The 21,000-nt window shown below is 61.1% G+C and carries 19 protein-coding genes; 4 read left to right on the forward strand and 15 right to left on the reverse strand.

Annotated features, from left to right (window positions below; translation table 11 throughout):
* Window positions 1-1,876 (reverse strand): YPDG domain-containing protein (locus HMPREF2690_RS08125; protein WP_210401390.1); only part of this gene is annotated, 1,876 nt, incomplete at its 3' end.
* Window positions 1,877-2,287: 411 nt separating this feature from the next.
* Between HMPREF2690_RS08125 and HMPREF2690_RS08130 the strand changes: the two genes are divergently transcribed.
* Window positions 2,288-2,572, forward strand: coding sequence for a type II toxin-antitoxin system TacA family antitoxin (locus HMPREF2690_RS08130; protein ID WP_070422119.1), 285 nt, complete (start codon window positions 2,288-2,290; stop codon window positions 2,570-2,572).
* Window positions 2,565-3,077 (forward strand): GNAT family N-acetyltransferase, encoded by a 513-nt coding sequence (locus tag HMPREF2690_RS08135; RefSeq protein WP_070422117.1) that lies wholly within the window; start codon window positions 2,565-2,567, stop codon window positions 3,075-3,077. Before HMPREF2690_RS08130 ends, HMPREF2690_RS08135 begins: the two co-directional genes overlap by 8 nt.
* Here the strand turns inward: HMPREF2690_RS08135 and HMPREF2690_RS08140 are convergent.
* The gene (locus HMPREF2690_RS08140; RefSeq protein WP_141739371.1) at window positions 3,048-4,133 is read right to left on the reverse strand and encodes a hypothetical protein; all 1,086 of its coding nucleotides are present in this window, start codon (window positions 4,131-4,133) and stop codon (window positions 3,048-3,050) included. The genes HMPREF2690_RS08135 and HMPREF2690_RS08140 overlap by 30 nt on opposite strands.
* A gap of 245 nt (window positions 4,134-4,378) precedes the next feature.
* The gene (locus HMPREF2690_RS08145) at window positions 4,379-5,668 is read right to left on the reverse strand and encodes an adenylosuccinate synthase (protein ID WP_070820630.1); all 1,290 of its coding nucleotides are present in this window, start codon (window positions 5,666-5,668) and stop codon (window positions 4,379-4,381) included.
* A gap of 52 nt (window positions 5,669-5,720) precedes the next feature.
* On the opposite strand from HMPREF2690_RS08145, the gene HMPREF2690_RS08150 reads away from it, so the two are divergent.
* Both HMPREF2690_RS08150 and HMPREF2690_RS08155 read left to right on the forward strand, forming a co-directional pair.
* Window positions 5,721-6,524, forward strand: coding sequence for a hypothetical protein (locus HMPREF2690_RS08150; protein ID WP_083320352.1), 804 nt, complete (start codon window positions 5,721-5,723; stop codon window positions 6,522-6,524).
* Between the two features lie 301 nt (window positions 6,525-6,825).
* A complete protein-coding gene (locus HMPREF2690_RS08155) occupies window positions 6,826-7,674 on the forward strand; it encodes a PRC and DUF2382 domain-containing protein (RefSeq protein WP_070820632.1) in 849 nt (282 codons plus the stop codon).
* Window positions 7,675-7,986: 312 nt separating this feature from the next.
* Here the strand turns inward: HMPREF2690_RS08155 and HMPREF2690_RS08160 are convergent, their stop codons facing one another.
* The 12 genes from HMPREF2690_RS08160 to clpB all read right to left on the reverse strand — a co-directional run bounded on the left by HMPREF2690_RS08160 (window position 7,987) and on the right by clpB (window position 20,799).
* Window positions 7,987-9,159, reverse strand: coding sequence for an FUSC family protein (locus HMPREF2690_RS08160; RefSeq protein WP_070820633.1), 1,173 nt, complete (start codon window positions 9,157-9,159; stop codon window positions 7,987-7,989).
* Window positions 9,160-9,239: 80 nt separating this feature from the next.
* On the reverse strand, window positions 9,240-10,274 hold the full coding sequence (gene fbaA, locus HMPREF2690_RS08165; RefSeq protein ID WP_070820634.1) for a class II fructose-bisphosphate aldolase: 1,035 nt from the start codon (window positions 10,272-10,274) through the stop codon (window positions 9,240-9,242).
* A 57-nt stretch (window positions 10,275-10,331) separates the two neighbouring features.
* Window positions 10,332-11,519: a hypothetical protein gene (locus tag HMPREF2690_RS08170; RefSeq protein ID WP_070820635.1), complete on the reverse strand. Its 1,188-nt coding sequence runs from the start codon at window positions 11,517-11,519 to the stop codon at window positions 10,332-10,334.
* Window positions 11,520-11,539: 20 nt separating this feature from the next.
* Window positions 11,540-12,049 carry a cysteine hydrolase family protein gene (locus HMPREF2690_RS08175; RefSeq protein WP_070423261.1) on the reverse strand — a complete coding sequence of 170 codons (510 nt, stop codon included), beginning with the start codon at window positions 12,047-12,049 and terminating at the stop codon, window positions 11,540-11,542.
* Window positions 12,050-12,091: 42 nt separating this feature from the next.
* Window positions 12,092-13,306, reverse strand: coding sequence for a glycoside hydrolase family 76 protein (locus HMPREF2690_RS08180; protein WP_070615435.1), 1,215 nt, complete (start codon window positions 13,304-13,306; stop codon window positions 12,092-12,094).
* 81 nt (window positions 13,307-13,387) lie between these two features.
* Window positions 13,388-14,005 (reverse strand): TrmH family RNA methyltransferase, encoded by a 618-nt coding sequence (locus HMPREF2690_RS08185; RefSeq protein WP_070820654.1) that lies wholly within the window; start codon window positions 14,003-14,005, stop codon window positions 13,388-13,390.
* Between the two features lie 55 nt (window positions 14,006-14,060).
* Window positions 14,061-14,591, reverse strand: a complete 531-nt coding sequence (pyrE, locus tag HMPREF2690_RS08190; RefSeq protein ID WP_070423263.1) for an orotate phosphoribosyltransferase — start codon at window positions 14,589-14,591, stop codon at window positions 14,061-14,063.
* Window positions 14,588-15,430 (reverse strand): type III secretion system chaperone family protein, encoded by an 843-nt coding sequence (locus tag HMPREF2690_RS08195; RefSeq protein WP_070615438.1) that lies wholly within the window; start codon window positions 15,428-15,430, stop codon window positions 14,588-14,590. The genes pyrE and HMPREF2690_RS08195 overlap by 4 nt, the downstream gene beginning before the upstream one ends.
* Window positions 15,431-15,466: 36 nt before the next feature.
* A complete protein-coding gene (locus HMPREF2690_RS08200) occupies window positions 15,467-16,312 on the reverse strand; it encodes a sulfurtransferase (RefSeq protein ID WP_070423264.1) in 846 nt (281 codons plus the stop codon).
* 60 nt (window positions 16,313-16,372) lie between these two features.
* Complete coding sequence (locus HMPREF2690_RS08205; protein ID WP_070820637.1) at window positions 16,373-16,786, reverse strand: DUF4265 domain-containing protein; 414 nt, start codon at window positions 16,784-16,786, stop codon at window positions 16,373-16,375.
* A gap of 243 nt (window positions 16,787-17,029) precedes the next feature.
* Window positions 17,030-18,061 carry an alcohol dehydrogenase AdhP gene (gene adhP, locus HMPREF2690_RS08210; protein ID WP_070423267.1) on the reverse strand — a complete coding sequence of 344 codons (1,032 nt, stop codon included), beginning with the start codon at window positions 18,059-18,061 and terminating at the stop codon, window positions 17,030-17,032.
* Between the two features lie 179 nt (window positions 18,062-18,240).
* Window positions 18,241-20,799: an ATP-dependent chaperone ClpB gene (gene clpB, locus HMPREF2690_RS08215; RefSeq protein ID WP_070820638.1), complete on the reverse strand. Its 2,559-nt coding sequence runs from the start codon at window positions 20,797-20,799 to the stop codon at window positions 18,241-18,243.
* Window positions 20,800-21,000 lie beyond the last annotated feature (201 nt).

The following is a 21,000-nucleotide window of genomic DNA, read 5'->3' on the forward strand; positions in this document are numbered from 1 at the left end:
AGGTGACGGTGATCTCACCGGTGTTCTCGTCGATAGTGACCACGTAGCCCTCAGGAGCCTTGAAGTCCCCTGGAATTGCGAACTTGGAGCCCTCCGGAGCGTCGACCTTCTCCTCGGTCTCGTTGCCATCCTCGTCGACCTTGGTAAAGGTCGGAGCAGACTTCGTCTCCTCGCCCGGGACAACGAGCTTGTCCTCATAGGACGGGGTGTACTCGTCCGCGTCGCGGGTGACCAGCACGGTCCATGCGGAAACATCATTGCCGCCAGAGACCAGGACCACGTTGAAGAAGTCGCCCTTCTTCGCATCATCCGGGATGTCGAAGGTGCACGCTGCGACCTGGGCCTTGATACCCTTGGACTGGTCGAGGTCGCACGTCTTGAGGACCTTGCCCTTAGCGTCGCGCCACTCCACCTTCGACGGCAGCGTGGACAGGTTGCCGTGGAATTCCGGCGTCACCGTGACGCCAGGTGCAGCCGGCTTATCCGTCGCGTTGTAATCAGCCGTGATCGACACCGGGGTGTACGGCATGACCGCGTAGTTAACGTTGTACAGCGAGTTCAGTTCCTGGTACGGAAGACCGTTGAAGTTAATCGGCAGCTGGTTCTCGCCCGGGGAAGCCGCCGCCTTGAAGTTTCCACCGCCGTTAAAGCGCTGGAAGATCGGGGTGTGGAAGCCCGTGTAGCCGTTCTGGACCACACCGTCCTTGTTCTCCACCCACACGAACATGTGGTTCGGGTTGAGGATATCCTCGCGGACCTGGCCCTTCTCGTAGTTGCCAAAGCGCAGGGTGTAGCGGCCTTCGTTATCGGTCTTGCCGTAGACGGTCTTGAGGATGTACTCCGGATTGTCCTCGAGCATCTGCTTGGTCGCCTCGGCCAACTTCGCCGGGTCGTTCTTGTACTGCTCGTGCAGCACCTGGTTTGCCGCGGCACCATCCTTGGTCAGGGTGGATGCGTAAACGGTGTAGCCGTCCGCGGGTTCGTCGATACCGTTGTACGACGGGCCGGTGGCCACGATGCCCTTGTCCGGACCGCCGGTCTCCAGCCACACGCGACCGGAAACGGTATTCGGTACGTCAGTCTGGGTTGACGCCAGACCGATCGGGCCCTCGGGGTCCTCGACCAGCCTGTCGCCCTTGGCAGCCATCCAGCTTTCCTTGTGGCTTGGCGGGACTTCCTGGTAGAACGCAGCCATGAGCTGAATGTTCGCGTCAGCAACGCCAAAGGATCCCAGCGGCCCTTCAACCAGCCCGTTGAACGAGCCAGGGACGAAACCGTTGGCCTGACGGAACATGACAACGTTGTTGCCGCGCTCGTTGGTAAACGGCTCAACCCAGATGCGGTGCTTCTGGTCCGTACGGGCAGACCACGTGTGCTCACGGCCAAGCTTGTCCGTCCAGGTAATGCCTTTATCGCCAGTACCGAACGCAAACGTACCCTGACCGCCGTTACCACCGACGACGTCCGGCAGCGTGTGCGTCTGCGCCTTGAAGATCGGCGAGTACGAACCGTCCTTGTCACGGAACTGGGCATAGACGGTGATGCCGTCGAGCTTCACGTTGCCGTTGTCATACGCCGCACCCGGGTTACCGCCAGGGGTGGTCAAGTAGACGTGGCCCGAGATCAAGCCCTTACCAACACCGTGTGCATCAGTCAGGTTCGCGGCCTTGGTGACACGACCGCTGGCGATCATGTCCGCATCAATGATTCCGTTCTCATCAACCACCGGAGCAGGCGAATTCTGCTCAGACTCAGCAGCAGGCGCTTCCTCCTGCGCGAACGCAACTGGCTGTGCGAACGGCGCAACCAACGCAAACGACAGCGCGGCTGCGGCAATGGAAGTGCCGCGGCGGCGGGAAATGTAGTTCTTCTTCACCGAAATTCCTTCCCTCGAAAATGATCCTTCGGTTAGATACGTGCATCTCTTTGTGCCCCGTCTTTGACACATGTCACACAGAGACGACATAGCCGAGAGTAAGGAGTTAGACAAGTGTCTGCAATATTTTGTTTCTTTCGCTTGATAATGCTTTTAATTCTTTAAGCTTCTTCAAAGCGTTCAAGCCTCTCCACATGGCAAAACCCACACCGCAATCCCCCTTTTCTTAGGTTGTGAAATTTTGCATAGGGTCGCTTGCTGACGGTGGGGTTGGTGACGATCACATAGTGCCATCAACGCACGTTCTCACCCCTCAACTTGAGGCGCGAGGCAGCGTGGCGTACATTGTGCGCACAGGTTCTACACGTTGCTTGAAGACCTCACCACACAAAAGTAAGGACAGTGGTCCCTATGACTCAGCCAAAAGTTAAGCGACTTCACCTCAGGACAACAGAGGTCCAGGACGAGACGCTACGAAGTGCCGCCGAAGCCCAGGATGTTCCGGTGTCCGATTTCGTGCTCGGCAGCGCAATGATCGAAGCGGAAAAGATTCTTGCCGATCGCCGTTGGTTCGAATTGAGCGACGAAGACTTCGCCAAATTCGAGAAAGCCCTCGATACCCCCGTCGACGGCACGAAACTAGCGCGCCTTCTCGCATCCGACTCCGTCTTCGGAAAGGAGTTCCACCTTGACTAGGGACATCATCCAACCTCCGCGAACGATCGAAAAGGAAGATGATGTTGCAGGTTTCTCCTGCGGGGTGGAAAGCCTAGACAAGTGGCTCAAAGAAAACGCTTGGAAAAACCAACGCGCCAACAATTCTGTCACCTACGTGACAACGCTTAACGACAAGGTAGTTGGTTACTACGCTCTCGCATCGGGCGGAGTCAGCCGAGATGCCCTGCCCAAGCGATTCCGCAACAACCGTCCCAAGGATGTTCCGATCATCCTTCTGGGGCGGTTCGCTGTCGATTCGCGCGCTCAAGGCAGACAACTAGGCAAATCCCTATTACAGGACATGTTTAGACGCGCGATCGCCGCAGCGGAGATAATCGGTGCGGCAGCGATCCTCATCCACGCACACGATGAAAGCGCAAAACAGTTCTACCTCCATAACGCTAACTTTCATGAAATGCCAGGAGAACCGCTCCATCTCCTCCTGCCGGTGGAATCACTGATCCAACAAGCCCAGAACTCTTAGCATGCGGCGCCTCCACGCTTCCAACTCAATCGGCACAACGGTAGGCGTATCCCTCAGGGTTTCAGGCTCCCACAACCACATCGATCCCGTCGGCATACCGGCGGGCAAAGCATCAATCAGAAACTGGATACTCTCTAGTGGCGCATCCCTATTGCAGCGGTATGAAGCGGCGACGAGATTGAAATGATTGAGCGTGCTGACCAGCGACCCCTCCTCTACCGGTTGGTAGAGCTTCAACGTCTCCAAGGCGCGCTCCGGGTTTTCTCCAATAATGCAGAACCCGAAGTTTCTCTTCACCTCTGGCTCATTAGGAAACAGGTTTATGTTTTCACTTGCCAGGTTGACCGCCTGGTCCACGTCACCTTTGTCTAATGCGGCAATTACGGATTTCTGTGCTTTCTCCAGCTCAGCCAATGGCCCCCGCTGATAGGGCGCAATTTGTGAAGTCGCGCGCCTAGCGAGCTCTTGGGTTACATCAAACAAAGAGACTCTGCGTTCCTCCAGAAGACCAACGTCAAATTGGGCTAATCCCTGAACCGCACCGGGCTTCGTTATGAAAGTCAGCTCCCACAGCAGGGACTCACTAGCCCACTCGTCTAGATACGTTTTTGTAAACCGCTCACATACCCAAACCGTTGCGTCACGGCCATTGAGCAAAAACAGATCCTCATCATCGGCAAGAGACTGGTCTGTTGAGTAACGCCACCCAACGAGATGCGCAATAGGCGCCTCTTGAAGCCAACGTTGCACCTCCCGAACAAAAGACCCATTCATCGCCCTAGCTCGGGCCAAGCTCCGGTCTCCTGCTGCTACGCCTTGAAGCTCTGGACTTGCAATAAGAAGATCAGCCCATTCTCCCAGAAGCAGTTCATCACTCCCGCGTTCTTTTTCCAGCACGAGCTGCCGGCACGCTAACGCTCCTTCAAGGACAAAATCGATCAACATCGGCCCGAATCCAGTTCGGATGATCGCATCGGCGGACAGACCGCGATCGGCCAACTTGCCAAGTGCGGACGTGATTTGAGTATCACGACGCAACCTGTCTGGGACGTTCAATCGCCGCAGATTGTCCGAGACAAGCCGAAGGAGCTGCGCAGTCGTCCAGCAGCTCGTTGGCTCACCCGGGAGGTGCACATAATCTGCCCCTACGCCCTCTGAGTGATCAGCCGAGGAAACGAGTAACTCACTTAGTGTTTCACAAGTCCGTAGCCCGTTGCACAACCGATGGTCAGTGACGCTACATTCTTGGCTGGCAGCGGCAACATAATCGGCCAGATCACGTCCGCCCTGTGCCACTTCCCCTACCGCTCCATGATGTCGTGGCGCACGATGGTCTGGTCGCGGCCCGGGCCGACGCCGATGTAGGAGATCGGCGCGCCGGAGAGTTCCTCGAGGCGCAGCACGTAATCCTGGGCCTTCTGCGGCAGCTCCTCAAAGGTGCGGCAGCCGGTGATGTCCTCGTCCCAGGCGGGCATCGTCTCGTAGATCGGCGTTGCGTGGTGGAAGTCGGTCTGGGTCATCGGCATTTCGTCGAAACGCTTGCCGTCCACGTCATAGGCCACGCAGATCGGGATCTCGCCGATGCCGGTGAGCACGTCAAGCTTGGTCAGGAACAGGTCCGTAAAGCCGTTGACGCGGGAGGCGTAGCGCGCGATCACGCTGTCGTACCAGCCGGTGCGGCGCACGCGGCCGGTGTTCACGCCGACCTCACCGCCGGTGACCTGCAGGAACTCGCCCCACTTGTCAAACAGTTCCGTCGGGAACGGGCCCGCACCCACGCGGGTGGTGTACGCCTTGATAATGCCCAGCACGCCCGTGATCTTGGTCGGGCCGATACCCGCACCCACACACGCGCCGCCGGCGGTCGGGTTCGAGGACGTCACGAACGGGTAGGTGCCGTGGTCCACGTCCAACATGGTGGCTTGGCCGCCCTCCATGAGGACGTGCTTGCCGGCGAGGAGGGCGTCGTTAAGCACTCGCTCCGCATCAATCACCATCGGCTCGAGGCGCTCCGCGTAACGGCCGAAGTAATCCATCGTCTCCTCGACCGAAATCGCGCGACGGTTATACATCTTGACCAGCATCTGGTTCTTCACATCGAGCGCAGACTCGATCTTCTGGCGCAGGATGGACTCGTCGAAAACGTCCTGCACGCGCAGGCCCACGCGAGCGACCTTGTCGGCGTAGGTCGGGCCGATGCCGCGACCCGTCGTGCCAATCGCGCGCTTGCCCAAGAAACGCTCCTGCACACGATCCAACTGCTGGTGATACGGCGCCACCAAATGCGCATTCGCACTGATCTTCAACCGCGACGCATTCGCACCGCGCGCCTCAAGACCGTCGATCTCCTCGAACAACGCCTCAAGGTTGACCACCACACCGTTGCCCAGAATCGGGGTAGCGTTTTCGGACAGGACGCCGGCGGGCAACAACTTCAGCTCGTACTTCTCCCCACCGACAACCACCGTGTGCCCAGCGTTATTACCGCCGTTGGGCTTAACCACGTAGTCGACCCGACCGCCGAGAATGTCAGTTGCTTTGCCTTTGCCCTCGTCGCCCCACTGGGCGCCCACGATGATGATGGCGGACATCACGCACTCCTTAAATATGGCGTATGAACGGGCATATTGTACCGTGAGCGCCATGCGGCTCATCCACTGCGCATGCGGCGCGTCCCCCGAACCCTCAATTCCGGGCGCAGAAACGTTCCAACTCCCCGCGCACCCCACCCAGCGCGACCTCAAGTTTCTCGACGCCATCGCGCGCGAAGTGCTCCCCTCAGATCCCACCCCGTCGCTTGACGAGATCCAGAAAAACCCCGCCGTCGACCACCTCGGCGCACCCACGTTTGCGCCGCAGCAACCCTCTGAGCCGTTGCGTGTTGTGGTGTCAGGCAGCGACCGCGCCCTCGGGCTCGTGCTCACCCGCCTGATGCGCGCGGATTGCATGTGGGTGGAGGTCGGGTACGTGCCCGCGGATCCGCAATCGCCCGCGGCGGTGCTCTGGGGCGCGGAGTCTGCGGATCTTGCTGCAGGCGGGCCCGTGCGGCCCATCCCCTGCATCCGCACCGACTTCGGCGAGGTCGTTGCAGGATCCGCGGAGCTCTTTACTGACGACGGCGCCACGCCCTACTACGGCGAAGTCGTCGTCGACTCGGACGTGCTGGTCCACCCCGGCGTCGAATACGGCGCACGCCTCGTGCCCACCGTCGACGCGCCCGGCATCGCCGCCGCCCCCTTCACCAGCCCACTCGTACCCACCCGCCGCTTCCTACGCCGCCAACCCGTCGCACGCCTCGACGGCAGCCGCACCCTCACCGGTCGCGCCCTGCAATCCGGTGGCAATGAGATCGCAGTGCGTATCGACGACCACCTGCGCCCCCGACCCGTCTCCCGCGTCACCTTCTACCGCCACCTGCGCGACATTCAGGCGGTCCGTTCGGCATAGTTTCAGGAATTATATTCACGCTCTGGCGGACTTCACATTTCGCGTTTTCTCTATGCGATTGGTAGCTCGCTGTTACCTAACTGACACATTGCGTTCATTTCGCTGAACGTTTTGCCACCTTTCAGACTTTCGTTTCCGCTGGCTGTTGGCGGTTTCCATGGGACTACCTGAACTTGTCGTGTTTGTCGCTCGAACACCCGTTCTACTTTTCGAGGCTCAGGTTGGGTCCGCTGCCAGAACGGTTGATCGTCGTTACGGTCGGAATCGTTCTCGCAACAACAAATCAAAAGGAGAAACAACAATGACTAACCTCAACCGCATCGAGGATCTTGCAAACGCAACCGCATACGACGTCAACGGCGACAAGGTCGGCGGCGTCAAGGACGTCTACGTCAACGACTCCTCCGGCCAGCCGGACTTCGTATCCGTTAGCCACGGCCTCTTCGGTGGCGGCGACTCCATCGTCCCGCTGCGTGGCCACACGCTTCGCGACGGCGACCTGCACCTCGCATTCTCCAAGGACCGCATCGAGGACGCACCGGATCTCGACGAAAACGGCCACCTGACCACCCAGGACCAGGACGCCTTCTACCGCCACTACGGCCTGGAGACCACCGAGGACGTGACCACCTACGAGACCGGTAAGCACGCCGCTGCTGGTGCCGGTGTCGGTGCTGCTAGTGCTGCGGGTGCTGGTGCCGCGGGTGCTGGTGCTGGTGCCGGTGAGCGTGGTGTCGTCGATAATGAGCGCGCCGCTGCCGCAGACCGCACCACCGACGTCGACGGCGAACTGATCCGCTCCGAGGAGCAGCTCAACGTCTCCAAGGACCGCGTCGAATCCGGCCAGGTCAGCCTGCGTAAGTACGTCGTCGAGGAGACCGAAACCGTCGAGGTCCCGGTCGAGCGCGAGGAAGTCCGCATCGTACGCGAGCCGATCACCGACGCAGACCGCGCAAACTACGACGGCAACATCGGCGAGCAGGAAGCATCCGTCACGCTTCACGAGGACCGCGTCACCGTATCCAAGGAATCCGTCCCGGTAGAGAAGGTTTCCCTGGAGAAGGACACCGTCCGCGACACCGAGCGCGTCTCTGAAGAGGTGCGCAAGGAGCGCTTCGAGACCGACGGCATCGTCGAAGACAACAAGTAAAACCTGCATAGGGGCTTAGCCCCTGGCTTTCGCCCCTGGCTTTCGCCCCTGGCTTTCGCCCCGGTTGGGAATGTTCCTAACCGGGGCTTTTTGCTGTTCGTTTTGCTGATCGTCTAGCTCGGCTAGGCTCCCTACTAGACGATCAGCATTCGGGTTCGAAGTTTTCCCAGGTGATATTGCACATGATGTTCGGTAGCGGCGAGATCGTCTAGTTGTGCCGCGAGGGAGCTAGACGATCAGGGAGCAGGGCGGGCAACAGGGCGGCGCGGCGGAAGGGCGGCTCACCGGCGCCGGCAACAGGGCGGCGTGAAACTAGTCGAAGTCGAAGGTTTCGGGCTCGTACTTCGGCGTCATGGAAGTAGGCACCAGGGCGGCGAGGGCGGACTCGCGGGACATGCCGCACACCATCAGCAGGTCCACGATCAGGGAGCGGGTCTGCGCGAGGATGGCGTAGGCGGACAGGACGGCATCCTTGGGGACGATATCCATGCCGGCGGCCTGGCCCGCAGCACGCAACTCGTTGACGCACTCCGGGATGACGGTGGCCTGGGCGACGCGGGAGTTCACGTCGTAGACCTCGGAAAGTTCGAGGCAGACGCGGGACAAGGTGTCCAAGAGCTCGATTTGTTGTTCGGTGATGGTGTCGCTGTCCTCGACAAGAACGTGAGCCCGGCGCGCGAGCACACGGGAGGTACGCACCGCGTTATCCACCGGCGGGATCACGCGTGCCAGGGAGTTGATGTAGCGGCGAGTGCCCCACAAAAACGGGGAGACACGGCTGGCTTCTTCGCCGGACTTGATCGCGGCGGCTAAGTCATCGATACCCGTTTGGGTGCCACGGATTTGCTCGAGGGCCTCGTCGATGATGTTGGGGTTGCGTTCGCGGAGGCCGGTGGCCACGTCGTCGAGAACCGAAGAGACGATGCCCATCACTTTGGACACTTCCGCGCGGGCCTCCGACATCGGAGCCTGAGGCACCAGGGCGATGACTGCCATTGCGATCAGGCAGCCGATGATGGCGTCGATAGTGCGGTCCACGCCGGTGAACTCGCTACCAGGCGGCATGATTGTCGCGATCAGGATCGAACCGATCGCAGCCTGGTTATTCACCAGAACCGACTTGCTCAAAAACGATGCGATCAACAACGACCCGGCGACAATCACCGCGATCTGCCAGCCGCCGGCGCCGAGCCGGTAGAAAATCAGGTCGCCCACCAGCACGCCGAGCACGCAGCCCATGGCCATCTCCACCGACTTCGACACACGGTCGCCGCCCGTCATGCCAATGATGATCACCGTGGCAATCGGGGCGAAAAACGGCCGGGCGTGACCCATCACGTCGTGCGCAATGTAGTACGCGAACCCGGCGGCCAAGGCGATCTGCAAAATTGGCAACAACCGCTTCCGCACACGCTTCACCCGCGACTGCAGCGACTTATCAACCAACTGCAGTCGGGCGCGCGTGCCCATCCTCTGCTTAGCCATGGTTAAACAGCTTAGGCCCGAAAGGGAAAACCTCCCTGGGCTGTGGGCCCGGGGAGGTGGTGTCGTCGATAAGCAGTGGCTTACTTGGAAACCGACTTGCCCACCGAGTGGAGGTCCTGGCACGCCTCGATGACGCGCTCAGCCATAGCGTTCTCGGCCTTCTTCAGGTAGGAACGCGGGTCGTACATCTTCTTGTTGCCCACCTCGCCATCAATCTTGAGCACACCGTCGTAGTTCTCAAACATGTGCGACACAACCGGGCGGGTGAACGCGTACTGAGTATCCGTGTCCACGTTCATCTTGATCACGCCGTAACGTAGGGACTCCTCGATCTTCTCCTTCTCCGAGCCGGAGCCGCCGTGGAAGACGAAGTCGAACGGATTCGTGCCCTCAGCCAGGCCGAGCTTCTTCTCCGCAACCTTCTGGCCCATATCCAGGACCTCGGGGCGCAGCTTCACGTTGCCCGGCTTGTACACGCCGTGGACATTGCCGAAGGTCGCCGCCAGCAGGTAACGGCCGTTCTCGCCGGTACCCAGGGCATCAACGGTCTTGGCGAAGTCCTCCTCCGAGGTGTACAGGTTCGCGCCGGCCTTCGCCTCAACGCCGTCCTCTTCACCACCGACAACACCAATCTCCACCTCGAGAATGATGTTCGCAGCGCGAGCCTTAGCAAGGAGTTCCTGGGCGATCTCCAGGTTCTCGTCGATAGGAACCGCGGAACCATCCCACATGTGAGACTGGAACAACGGCAGCTCGCCGGCGTTCACGCGCTCCTGGGAGTAAGCGATCAGCGGACGCACGTAGTCGTCGAGCACTTCCTTCTGGCAGTGGTCGGTGTGCAGTACAATGTTGACGTCGTAATGCTTCGCCACCTCATGCGCAAACGCAGCCAACGCCTTCGCGCCCGTCACCTTGTTCTTCACAGCCTGACCAGACGCAAACTCCGCACCACCGATGGAGAACTGAATGATGCCGTCCGACTCCGCCTCCGCGAACCCCTTGATGGCCGCGTTGATCGTCTCCGAAGACGTGCAGTTAATCGCTGGAAACGCGTAGCCGCCCTTCTTGGCGGAATCCAGCATCTGGTTATAGACCTCGGGGGTTGCGATAGGCATGAAAATCCTCCTGGGATTGGGACCGTTTACGCACACCAGTATGCCCGTTTTAGAAAACTACCGCTGACGGAAAACCACAATGCCCCCAACAGTGGCCAAGAGGAGCCACGCAGCGAAAGAAAACGGGTGGGTAGCAAACGTGTTTGGGCGGAGTGGAAGCTCGACAAGAAGCTCGGCTAGACCCGCTACACCGAAAACCCACGCTGCGAATTCAATGAGTCTTCGGCCTTTTAGGTTCGAGCGTTCGTCGTAATACGCCATCGTTGCAACAGCAGATTCGAGGTTTGTCTCGGCTCGAGCTATTTCGGCGTCGAGATCACTCGAACGATTGATTTCGTCCAACAAGCTTGAGTGGAGTGCAGGTGAATGAGCCCCTAAGCGTTCACGGTGCCGTGCGACAACCAATACAAAGTCAGACTGGAGGAATCGCATTTTGGAGGATCCCTTCGAATCGAGATCTGCGAGGTCAACCTGTGCTGCCATCTTCGCGGTCTTGTGTGCAGCGACCCAGGTCGACTGAACTCTGAATTCACTAAGTGAGACGAGTTCCTCTAGTCCTGAACAACTTGCCCCGATAACGCTGGCCGACCAGCTGCTCCAGAAACGGTGCCCTTGACTATCAATGATCGGGCACGGAAGATTTGGGATTGTTCCATTGATTCGGTCTACCAAGTGGTTGGTCGACGGAAGGTTGGCTTGATCCAGTCCTAGGGAACAACCAACATCTCTTGGATGCAGAAGCGCGTGGACCAAGCGATCGTCGACGGGCTCAGATACCGCGTAGACCGAGAATGAATATTCGTGCACCGCGTCGTTTGCAGAACCTCGGAAGAGTTCCCGACGGTAACGCTCCTGAATCTTCCGAATGCGCCGAATCAATTCTTCGACTTCACGCACTGCCTCATCCGGTGAATCGCTGAGTGATTGTTGGAACAGAACACGATCCCGAAGCGCGTTTGCCACGGATGCAACTGGCTCTTCCCCGATATCAGCGCGGTAGTCGAATTGGTATCGGGCCACTCCGTACCCGGATTGGGAAAGGTAAAGCAAGGTATCGCCCTTTGAGACGATTGCATACGTGCGTGGCAGCAACAATGCGCGATCGCGCGTACCAAACACTTCCGTGCATTGCTCCCACCCGAGAGCTCGGAATTCGCCTTCGATACGAGCTATGACGCGCGCATCTGTGATCGGCCCACCGACATCTGTCGGCGCAAACTCGTATCTTGTAAACCCCCACTGCATTTCGCCCCCCGAAATTGTTCCTACGCTGCGGTGTGTCCGCGCGTGTGTTTATAACCGATTGTCCGCCCCATCAGACGTGCCGCGGCAGCGTCTGCTTCGGGGCCACCGTTTGTGGCGCAACCCGCTAGGTCCACATCAACATTGACGCCATGGTCAAAGAGGTACGCAGCGTTTTGCAAAACGCACACGTCAGTATCAATGCCGACAAGGGTAGCCCCCGAAATCCCGTGAGACTTCAGTGCAGAAAGCAAAGCCTCGCCGCAACCGTAGGTGTCCTTGTCGATGATGATGTCCGCGCGCTCTTCCACGAGCCGATCGAGCTGCACTTCCTCAGGCGAGGACAACCGATCCCAGTTAATGCGGGTACGGAACGCCGACCCATCAGGGTTGAAAAACCTGGTAGCGATAACCAGGTCAAACTCATCAGAAGCGAGGAGCTCGTGCACGCGCGGTAGGCAACGCGACGTGTAGTCGGACAGGAATCCTGCCTGCACATCAACGACGATCAACGCCCGCTTGTTCTTCTGCATGCGTCCCGAGCACCTCCCTTTGCCACAACGGTGCCCACGATATTACGCCATTGCTGCAGACACCTTCGCCGCTGCTTCAAGCAGCATCCAGCCGGAGAGTTGGACGGAGAGGTCGCGTTCGTCGATACGCACGAGCCCCACGGCCTCGCTAATCGACGCCGGCCCCAACCCATAGTTATGCGGCAGTCGCGCATCCTCGGTCCACTCCGCGGCGAAAACCGGCAGGCCGTCGACCTCCAGGCGGTGCGACCACAGCGACTCGGCGGACTGCATGACCAGGCGCGCCGCGATCTTCTTCGTGGCGATGTTCTCCTTCGAATCCTCCGGCAGACGCGTGGCCACGTCGGCGAGGTAGCGCGCGAGGATGCCCTTGAACAGGCCGCCGTCGCCCTCGCCGGACTCCTCCGGTGGGCTCAGCAGCACGCCGTGCGGGGTGGCCATCTCCAGGGCGATGGCCTGCACGATCGCGCGGATGTGGGTGATGTAGAACATGGAAGCATCGGCGCGCTCGGAGTTTTCGAACGAGTCGATGGGTTCGTCGTGGGCCAGGCCGACATCCTCGCGCAGCGCGAGCGCGATCTCCAGGCTCGCGCCGAGCACCGTGCCCTGATTGTAGGTGTAAATCTTATCGACGACCTCAGGCCCCGACATACGCATCCGAACACCGTCGCTGAGCAGACCGTCCTCGCGCACCAGGTTGTCAAAGATCCAGTCGACGATCTCGCGCGCCTTATCCAACCGGCCGGTGCGCGCGAACACCATCGCGGCGGTCGCGTTCGACGGAATGTTGTAGAACGTCTCCCCCGTACGCCACGGCAGCACGCCCACCACCGGGTCGATGCCCGAGAGCAGGTCAAACTCCAGATCCTCGAGCACCTTCGAGCGTTTCGACGACACCTTGCCGTTATTCTTCGGCAACTGCCCCGCACGCGCCCAGGCAAGCGCGAGCCACGCTTTGTCGTCGTAGTAAATGTTGCGAGTCAAGCGGCCGCGGCTACGCCCCTGGATCGTGCGCATCGTCTGGAGGATCCGGCGCCGACGCGTCTTCGTCGGACGTCGCATCGCCGCATCCACCTGGCAATCCAGGTACTGCGCCTGCCACCAGTAATGCCAGTGCCAAAACAGCTTGTCTTTCAGCCCCGGCGGCCAGGCGACGACCGCCATGTTGGTTTTCGGCAACATCCAGAGCTTCTGGGCGTGACGTTCAGTAATTGCCGATTCCGCCAAATCAGCACGATGCGCCCAGGTTTCAGGCACTGATGTCTCCTCTAAGTAGTGACGTTTCCACGTGTGTTGCCAGTTATTTTGCCTGTTATATTGCCAGACCGCGCCGTTTTGCTACCACGCGTGAGACAGGTCTGCATGCTGGCGGATCCAGGCATGCATGGCAATCCCCGCCGCCACGCCCGCGTTAATCGAGCGCGTCGAGCCGAATTGGGCGATTGAGCAGGTCATCACCGCCGCCTCCTGGGCGGCCTCGGTCACGCCGGGGCCTTCCTGCCCGAAGAGGAGCACGCACTCGCGGGGCAGCTCGGCTGTTTCCAGGGGTACGCATCCGGGGGTGTTATCGATGGCCACGACAGCGATGCCCTCGCCGTTCGCCCACTCGATGAGATCCGCGACCGTTTCGTGGTGACGAATATGTTGGTAGCGGTCCGTCACCATCGCGCCGCGCCGGTTCCAACGCTTCCGGCCCACGATGTGGACCTCCTTGGCCAGAAACGCGTTCGCGGTGCGCACGACGGTGCCGATATTCATGTCGTTTTCAAAGTTCTCAATCGCGACATGGAACGGGTGCCGGCGCGTATCCAGATCTGCGACGACCGCGTCCAGCGACCAGTAACGGTAGGCGTCGACGACGTTTCGGGTGTCGCCGTGTTCGAGGTACTCCGGGTCGTAGCGCGGATCATCCGGCCACTCGCCCTCCCAGGGGTCCACACCGTGGCGGCCCTCCATCCACTCGGTCGGGCCCTTTGCTGGCTCTGCGCCGTCCCCGGCGCTGTTTTCTAGCTCAGGCAAGCCCGAGATCCTCCAGGCCCAGCAGGTAGCGGTACTCCAGGCCGGCGTCCGCAATCACCTTGTCCGCACCCGTCGCACGATCGACCACCGTGGCCACCGCAACCACCTCGGCGCCCTCCGCACGGCAGGCCTCCACGGCGGTCAGCGGGGAGTTGCCGGTCGTGGTGGTGTCCTCCACCACCAGCACGCGCTTGCCCTTGATGGACGGGCCCTCGATGCGGCGCTGCATACCGTGCTTCTTCGCTTCCTTGCGCACCACAAACGCGTCGATCGGGCGCCCCTCCGCATGCATCACGGCAGTAGCCACTGGGTCCGCGCCCAGGGTCAGGCCGCCAACAGCGTCGAAGTCCAGGTCAGCGGTGAGTTCACGCAGCAGTTTGCCGATCAGCGGGCTGGCCTCGTGGTGCAGCGTCGCGCGACGCAGATCCACGTAGTAATCAGCCTCCTTGCCCGACGACAGCGTTACCTTCCCGTGCACCACGGCAAGCTCTTTGACCAGTTCAGCAAGTTGTTCTTTCATCATTTCTCCTCAGAATCAAAAATCGACGACGGTCCCTGCACACGCTTGACCCGTGTCAGGTCGGTGCCGGTGCGCTCGTCGCCAGCAATCGCGGCAACATCGTCGCCACCAAGATCGCGCTCCTCGACCTCACCGCGCTCCCCACCCGTGACCCGCGTGGGCAGCTCCACCGGATCTTCCGGCCGCTCAGGGCCCGCTTGCTTTTCGACGACCCCCTGCACCTTCTCCTCCCCCACCCACAACGGAGCATCCTCGACCGGCGGGAGTGTGCGCGCAGCATCCGCCAGCAGCGCCACCGCGGCCAACGACGCATCCCAATCCTGCGCCGTTGACCCCGGCGCGAACTGGGCAATCACCCACGCCCCCTCGAACCACACCGCGTTGACTGCGGGCGGGAGGGTGGATAAGGCGGTGCGCACGCGGTCGTCGATAAGCCTGCGCGCAGGGCCAACACTCGTGGCATGGACCGTGAACGCGCCCTCGCGGGTGGCCTCCACCAGGTCATCGTCGCGCTGTGTCGGCTCGAACCCGTCGCGGCGCATATCCACCACAACATCCGCCTCGCGGCCCGTGGGTACCGCGAGCACCGTCGTCTCCCCTAAATCCGCCAAGTGCAGATCATGGCCGAACGCGGAGCCCGACACGACCTCGCGCGCCGTCGCCCCCGCAGACGCCGCACCACGACGCCACTCCGCCGCCAGCAGATCGTCTACCTTGGCAAACGTAAATCCGTGCTGCCGCGCCCACGTACGCCGTGGGCTTCGTTCACGCGCATCAGCGACAAACAGCGCAACACCAGCGGCGAGCGCCACAAACGCGAGAACTAACAGCACAGCAATCATCAGCGACGATGTTACAGCGCCCGCCGACACGACACGCTAAACACGCGTAACCACGCGGTTCTCCTTATTCGCACTCCACTGCGACCAACCGCCCACATAGTGCGTCAACACCGGCAGGCCAGCGTGCTCCATCGCCGCCAACAACTTCGCCGAGTGGTTGCCCGAACCCGAATACGTAATCACGCTCTCCGGATCCGTGTTCTGGGTGATACCGACCTCCGCCAGGCGGCCACGGATGGTGTTGGTGTCCTTGATCAGGTGCGTGGTGTCGTCGAAAAGATCTGTCACCGGCAGATTCACCGCACCCGGAATGTGACCCGCGCGCAGGTCCAGGATCTCGCGGCGGCCTGCGAAACGGCGCGCGCTCCTCGCGTCCAGGATCATGCCCTCAAACTCGCGGACATCCTCCATCGACGCCGTCGGCATACTCCCCGGCTCCAGGCGCTCCGGCTCGCGCGGCACCACAATGCCACCCGGGCCCGCCACCGTGGGGAGCTTCTCGCGCTTCCACGCCGCAAACCCACCATCCACGATGTGCACATCAGTCACGCCCACCCAACGCAAAATCCACCACGTGCGCGCCGCGAACAGCCCGTTGCCACCGTCGTAGATGTACACCGGGCGATCCTCCTCGATCCCCCAATTCGCAACCGCCTTCTTCACCACACCAAACGCCGGCAACGGGTTACGCCCCGCCTTGCGCCCCGGCAGCCCCGCCAACTGCGACGACGGATCACAAAACAACGCCGTCGGCACATGCTCGGACTGAAACTTCGACCACGCCTTACCGGCCTCCGGCTCCCACAGCGAAGCAATAACGGTCTGCTTCAGGCCAGCCTGAATACGTTCATTGAGATCCGCGGCAGAAACGAAAACGCTCATGCGCGCAAGTGTAACGAGGTTTCGGGGTCGGGGCGCGGTGTAAGGCGGTTGGTGCCGCTGCTAAGCCATATAGCCCGGAGCAAGCTGAATCGCACCCTGCTCCGCCAAACCGCCAAGCCACTCCGCGATCCCCTCGCGCGGACAATCCGCACCAATGCTCGCCGCCAACATGCCGCCAGGGCCCAACTCCACGCGACAACCAAACGCCAGCAGCGTCGCCGCAATCTCCTGCGGACTCTCATCCTCCGGCAACACACGCACCGTCGACGCGCCCCCACGCACCACCACACGATCCACGTGGAACGTGCCCCCGACCAGCACGCACTCCACAATGTCCCCCAATGCGAGCGTCGTATCGACGAACGGCACACTCGCCACCACAAACAAATTCGACCCAATCTGCTGAGCCCGAAGCTGCTCACTCTCCACACCAGGAATGACAACACGGGTGAGAATCGTCGTAGTCGGCTGCATAAGGGGCAGTGTATCGCGGAGTGGCCGGATTGTTGGAAGGGTTGGTGGAAGGGTTGTTGGTTTGTGGGCTTTCGGTGGCTGTGCGCCGTCGCCCCCTTCGACGAAGTCACAGTGCTAAACGAAACGAGGGCCTTGCAAGCAACAAATGCTTCAACAAGACCCTCACCGCCGAAGACAAGGTCTATCAAGACGGTCTGTCGGCTAGTGTACAGAAAAACACGCCACAGGCGAAGAGCGGAACGCCTAGTACTTGATGGACATACGGCCAGCGATCTTGCCGTTGCGCATGTCCTCAAACACCTTGTTCACGTCGTCGAGCTCGCACGCCGTGACATGCGGCTTCACCTCGCCGCGGGCGTAGAAGTCGAGCGCCTCCGCCATGTCCTGACGGGTGCCGACCAGCGAGCCGCGGATGGTGATGCCGCGCAGCACGATGTCGAAGATCGGTGCCGGGAACTCCCCCGGAGGCAGGCCGTTGAAGACGATCGTGCCGTTGGAGCGGCACATCGCGATGGCCTGGCCGAATGCAGCCGGGTGCACCGCCGTGACCAGCACGCCGTGCGCGCCGCCGTCGGTGAACTCCTGCACGGCCTCACCCGGGTCGGTGTTAGCAGCGTTAACGGTGAACTCGGCGCCGAGTTCCTTGGCGAGTTCGAGCTTGTCGTCGGCAATGTCCACCGCGATCACGCGCATGCCCATGGCCACGCCGTACTGCACCGCGAGGTGGCCGAGGCCGCCGATGCCGGAGATGACCATGAACTGGCCTGGCTTCGTCTGCGCTTCCTTCAGGCCCTTGTAGACGGTGACGCCAGCGCAGAGGATCGGTGCGACCTCGACCGGGTCGGCGCCTTCCGGGATGCGCGGGGCGTAGCGCGTATCCACGAGCATGTACTCGCCAAAGGATCCATTCACCGTGTAGCCGCCGTATTCTGCCTGCTTGCAGTACGTCTCACGGCCGGTGCGGCAGAACTCGCATTCACCACATGCGGACCAGAGCCAAGCGTTGCCGACCATGTCGCCAACCTTGACCGAATGCTCACCCGGACCCAACTCGATGACCTCACCGACGCCCTCGTGACCAGGCACGAACGGCGGAGCCGGCTTTACCGGCCAGTCACCTTCCACCGCGTGGAGGTCGGTGTGGCAGATGCCGCTGGCGGAGAGCTTCACCAGTGCCTGGAACGGGCCCGGCTTGGGAAGGTCGATTTCCTTGACATTGACGGTTGGGCCGAACTGTTCGGCAACTGCTGCGCGCATAGAAGTTGGGGTGGACATGTGGTGCTCCTTTCCTAAAGGGGACGGTCGCCATGAATGATACGGACCACACCGGGGTACGTCGAGTGAATTGAAACACGTTTTCATTAAGCGACAAATGTCCGGGAAAAGGAGCGTACAGAAGAAAAGGCCGGGCGGATTTTCTCCACCCGACCTGGGCTTACAGCGACAGCACCGAACTAGGCGGCGGTGGCGCCAGCGGTGACGTCGAGGAACTCGCCGCCGTCGGCAACATCGACGTGGACGGTGTCGCCGTCACGGATCTCACCGGCCAGCAACTTCTTCGCCAGACGGTCACCGATCGCCTGCTGGATCAGGCGACGCAGCGGACGAGCACCGTAGGCCGGGTCGTAGCCGCGATCTGCGAGCCAGGACTTCGCCGAATCCGACACCTCCAGCACCAGGCGGCGGGCGGCGAGACGCTCGGCCAGGCCCTCCAGCTGGATGTCGACGATGCCGACCAACTGGTCCTTGCTCAGCGGATCGAACACCACAACATCGTCGAGACGGTTGATGAACTCCGGCTTGAAGTGGCGCTTCACAGCCTCCATGATCTGGTCGCGGTCGCCACCGGCGCCCAGGTTGGAGGTCAGGATCACCACCGTGTTGCGGAAGTCGACCGTGCGGCCCTGGCCGTCGGTGAGGCGCCCCTCGTCCAGCACTTGGAGAAGCACGTCGAAGACGTCGGGGTGGCCCTTCTCTACCTCGTCGAAAAGCACGAGCGAGTACGGGCGACGACGAACAGCCTCAGTGAGCTGGCCGCCAGCGTCGTAGCCGACATATCCCGGAGGGGCACCGACCAGGCGCGCAACCGAGTGCTTCTCACCGTATTCGGACATGTCGATGCGGATCATTGCGGTTTCGTCGTCGAAAAGGAACTCCGAAAGCGACTTGGCCAACTCCGTCTTACCCACACCCGTCGGGCCGAGGAAGAGGAACGAGCCGATCGGACGGTTCGGATCCGCCACGCCCGCACGGGAGCGACGCACCGCGTCCGACACCGCGACGACGGCTTCTTTCTGGCCGACGACACGCTCACCCAGCACAGATTCCATGTTGAGCAGCTTCTCGGTCTCGCCCTGCATCATCTTGCCGGCTGGAATGCCCGTCCAGGAAGAGACGACATCGGCGATGATGTCCGGCGTGACTTCCTCCTCCAGCATCGTCTTGTTGCTGGCCTCGGACTCCGCCTTGGCCACCTCCGCTTCCAGTTCAGGGATGCGCCCGTAGCGCAGCTCGGAGACCTTGGCGTAGTCGCCGTCACGCTCCGCGATCTCGGACTCGTTGCGCAGGCGCTCGAGCTCCTCCTTCGCAGACTGGACCTTGTTCACCTCAGCCTTCTCGTTCTCCCAACGAGCCTTCATCTCACCGAGGCGTTCGCGCTGATCAGCAAGTTCCTCGCGCAGGTGCTCGAGGCGCTGCTTCGACGCCGCGTCAGACTCCTTCTGCAGCGCGATCTCCTCGATTTCTAGACGACGAACAATACGCTCCAGCTCATCAATCTCCTGCGGGGAAGAATCGATTTGCATGCGCAAGCGGGAGCCGGCTTCGTCGACAAGATCGATTGCCTTATCCGGCAGGAACCGGTTCGTGATGTAGCGGTTGGAAAGCTCCGCCGCCGACACCAGCGCCGAGTCCTGGATGCGCACACCGTGGTGCACCTCGTAGCGCTCCTTCAGGCCACGCAGGATGCCGATCGTGTCCTCGACCGTCGGCTCCCCAACGTAAACCTGCTGGAAGCGACGCTCCAAGGCGGCGTCCTTCTCGATGTACTGACGGTACTCATCCAGCGTCGTCGCACCGACCAGACGCAGCTCACCGCGAGCCAGCAACGGCTTAATCATGTTGCCGGCATCCATCGCGGAATCACCGGTGGCGCCGGCGCCGACGATGGTGTGCAGCTCGTCGATAAACGTAATGATCTGGCCGTTCGACTCCTTAATCTCATCGAGCACAGCCTTCAGACGCTCCTCGAACTCACCGCGGTACTTCGCACCCGCAACCATCGAGCCAAGATCCAACGAAATCAGGGTCTTGCCCTTCAGGCTCTCCGGGACGTCGCCCGCCACAATGCGGCGCGCAAGCCCCTCAACGATCGCAGTCTTACCGACGCCCGGCTCACCGATCAGCACCGGATTGTTCTTCGTACGACGGGAAAGCACCTGAACCACACGGCGAATCTCCGAATCGCGGCCGATCACCGGATCAATCTTGCCCTCACGCGCACGAGCAGTCAGGTCCGTCGAGTACTTCTGCAGCGCCTGGAACTGATCCTCCGGATTCTCCGAGGTGACCTTCTTGCCACCACGAACCGACGGGAACGCCTCCTTGAGCGCCTCAAACGTTGCGCCACGCTTCTGCAGCAACTCAGCCGCATCGTCCTTACCCTTCGCAACCGCGGCGAGGAGAACATCGGCGGAAACGTACTCGTCCCCAAGTTCACCTGCAAGATCCTGCGCAACACTCAGCGCCGTCTGCAGATCCCTATTAATCCCCGGGTTGGCCATGCCCTGGCCCTCCGCGCTCGGGTAACCACTAATCAGCTCGCCAGCCTCGCGCGCCACCGTCTCCGGATCCACACCCGTGGCCTTGAGCACCGGGGCAGCAATGCCGCCGTCCTGCTTCAGCAACGCCTCAAGCACATGAGCCGGGCGCATATCCGGGTTCCCCGCAGCCGACGCACGCATCTGCGCCTGCTGCAAAGCCTCCTGCGTTTTCTGTGTGTACTTCGATGCCATATCGCATCATCCTTTCGTGCCTAAATTTTGTTTCGCACTATGTGTAACGCACGAGAAGTTGAGTCTGTTCCTGTCAACACGAAAAAAGTTGCGCGGGAGTGGCTCAAGGTGGGTTTGGTGGGGTGTTTGACGGGGTGTTTTGCGGGGCGTTTTCGCTGGTCGTCTAGTTGCGTGGCAGTGCGTGCTAGACGATCAGCTTTC

Source organism: Corynebacterium sp. HMSC034E11 (assembly GCF_001835905.1).
GTDB classification, from domain to species: domain Bacteria; phylum Actinomycetota; class Actinomycetes; order Mycobacteriales; family Mycobacteriaceae; genus Corynebacterium; species Corynebacterium coyleae.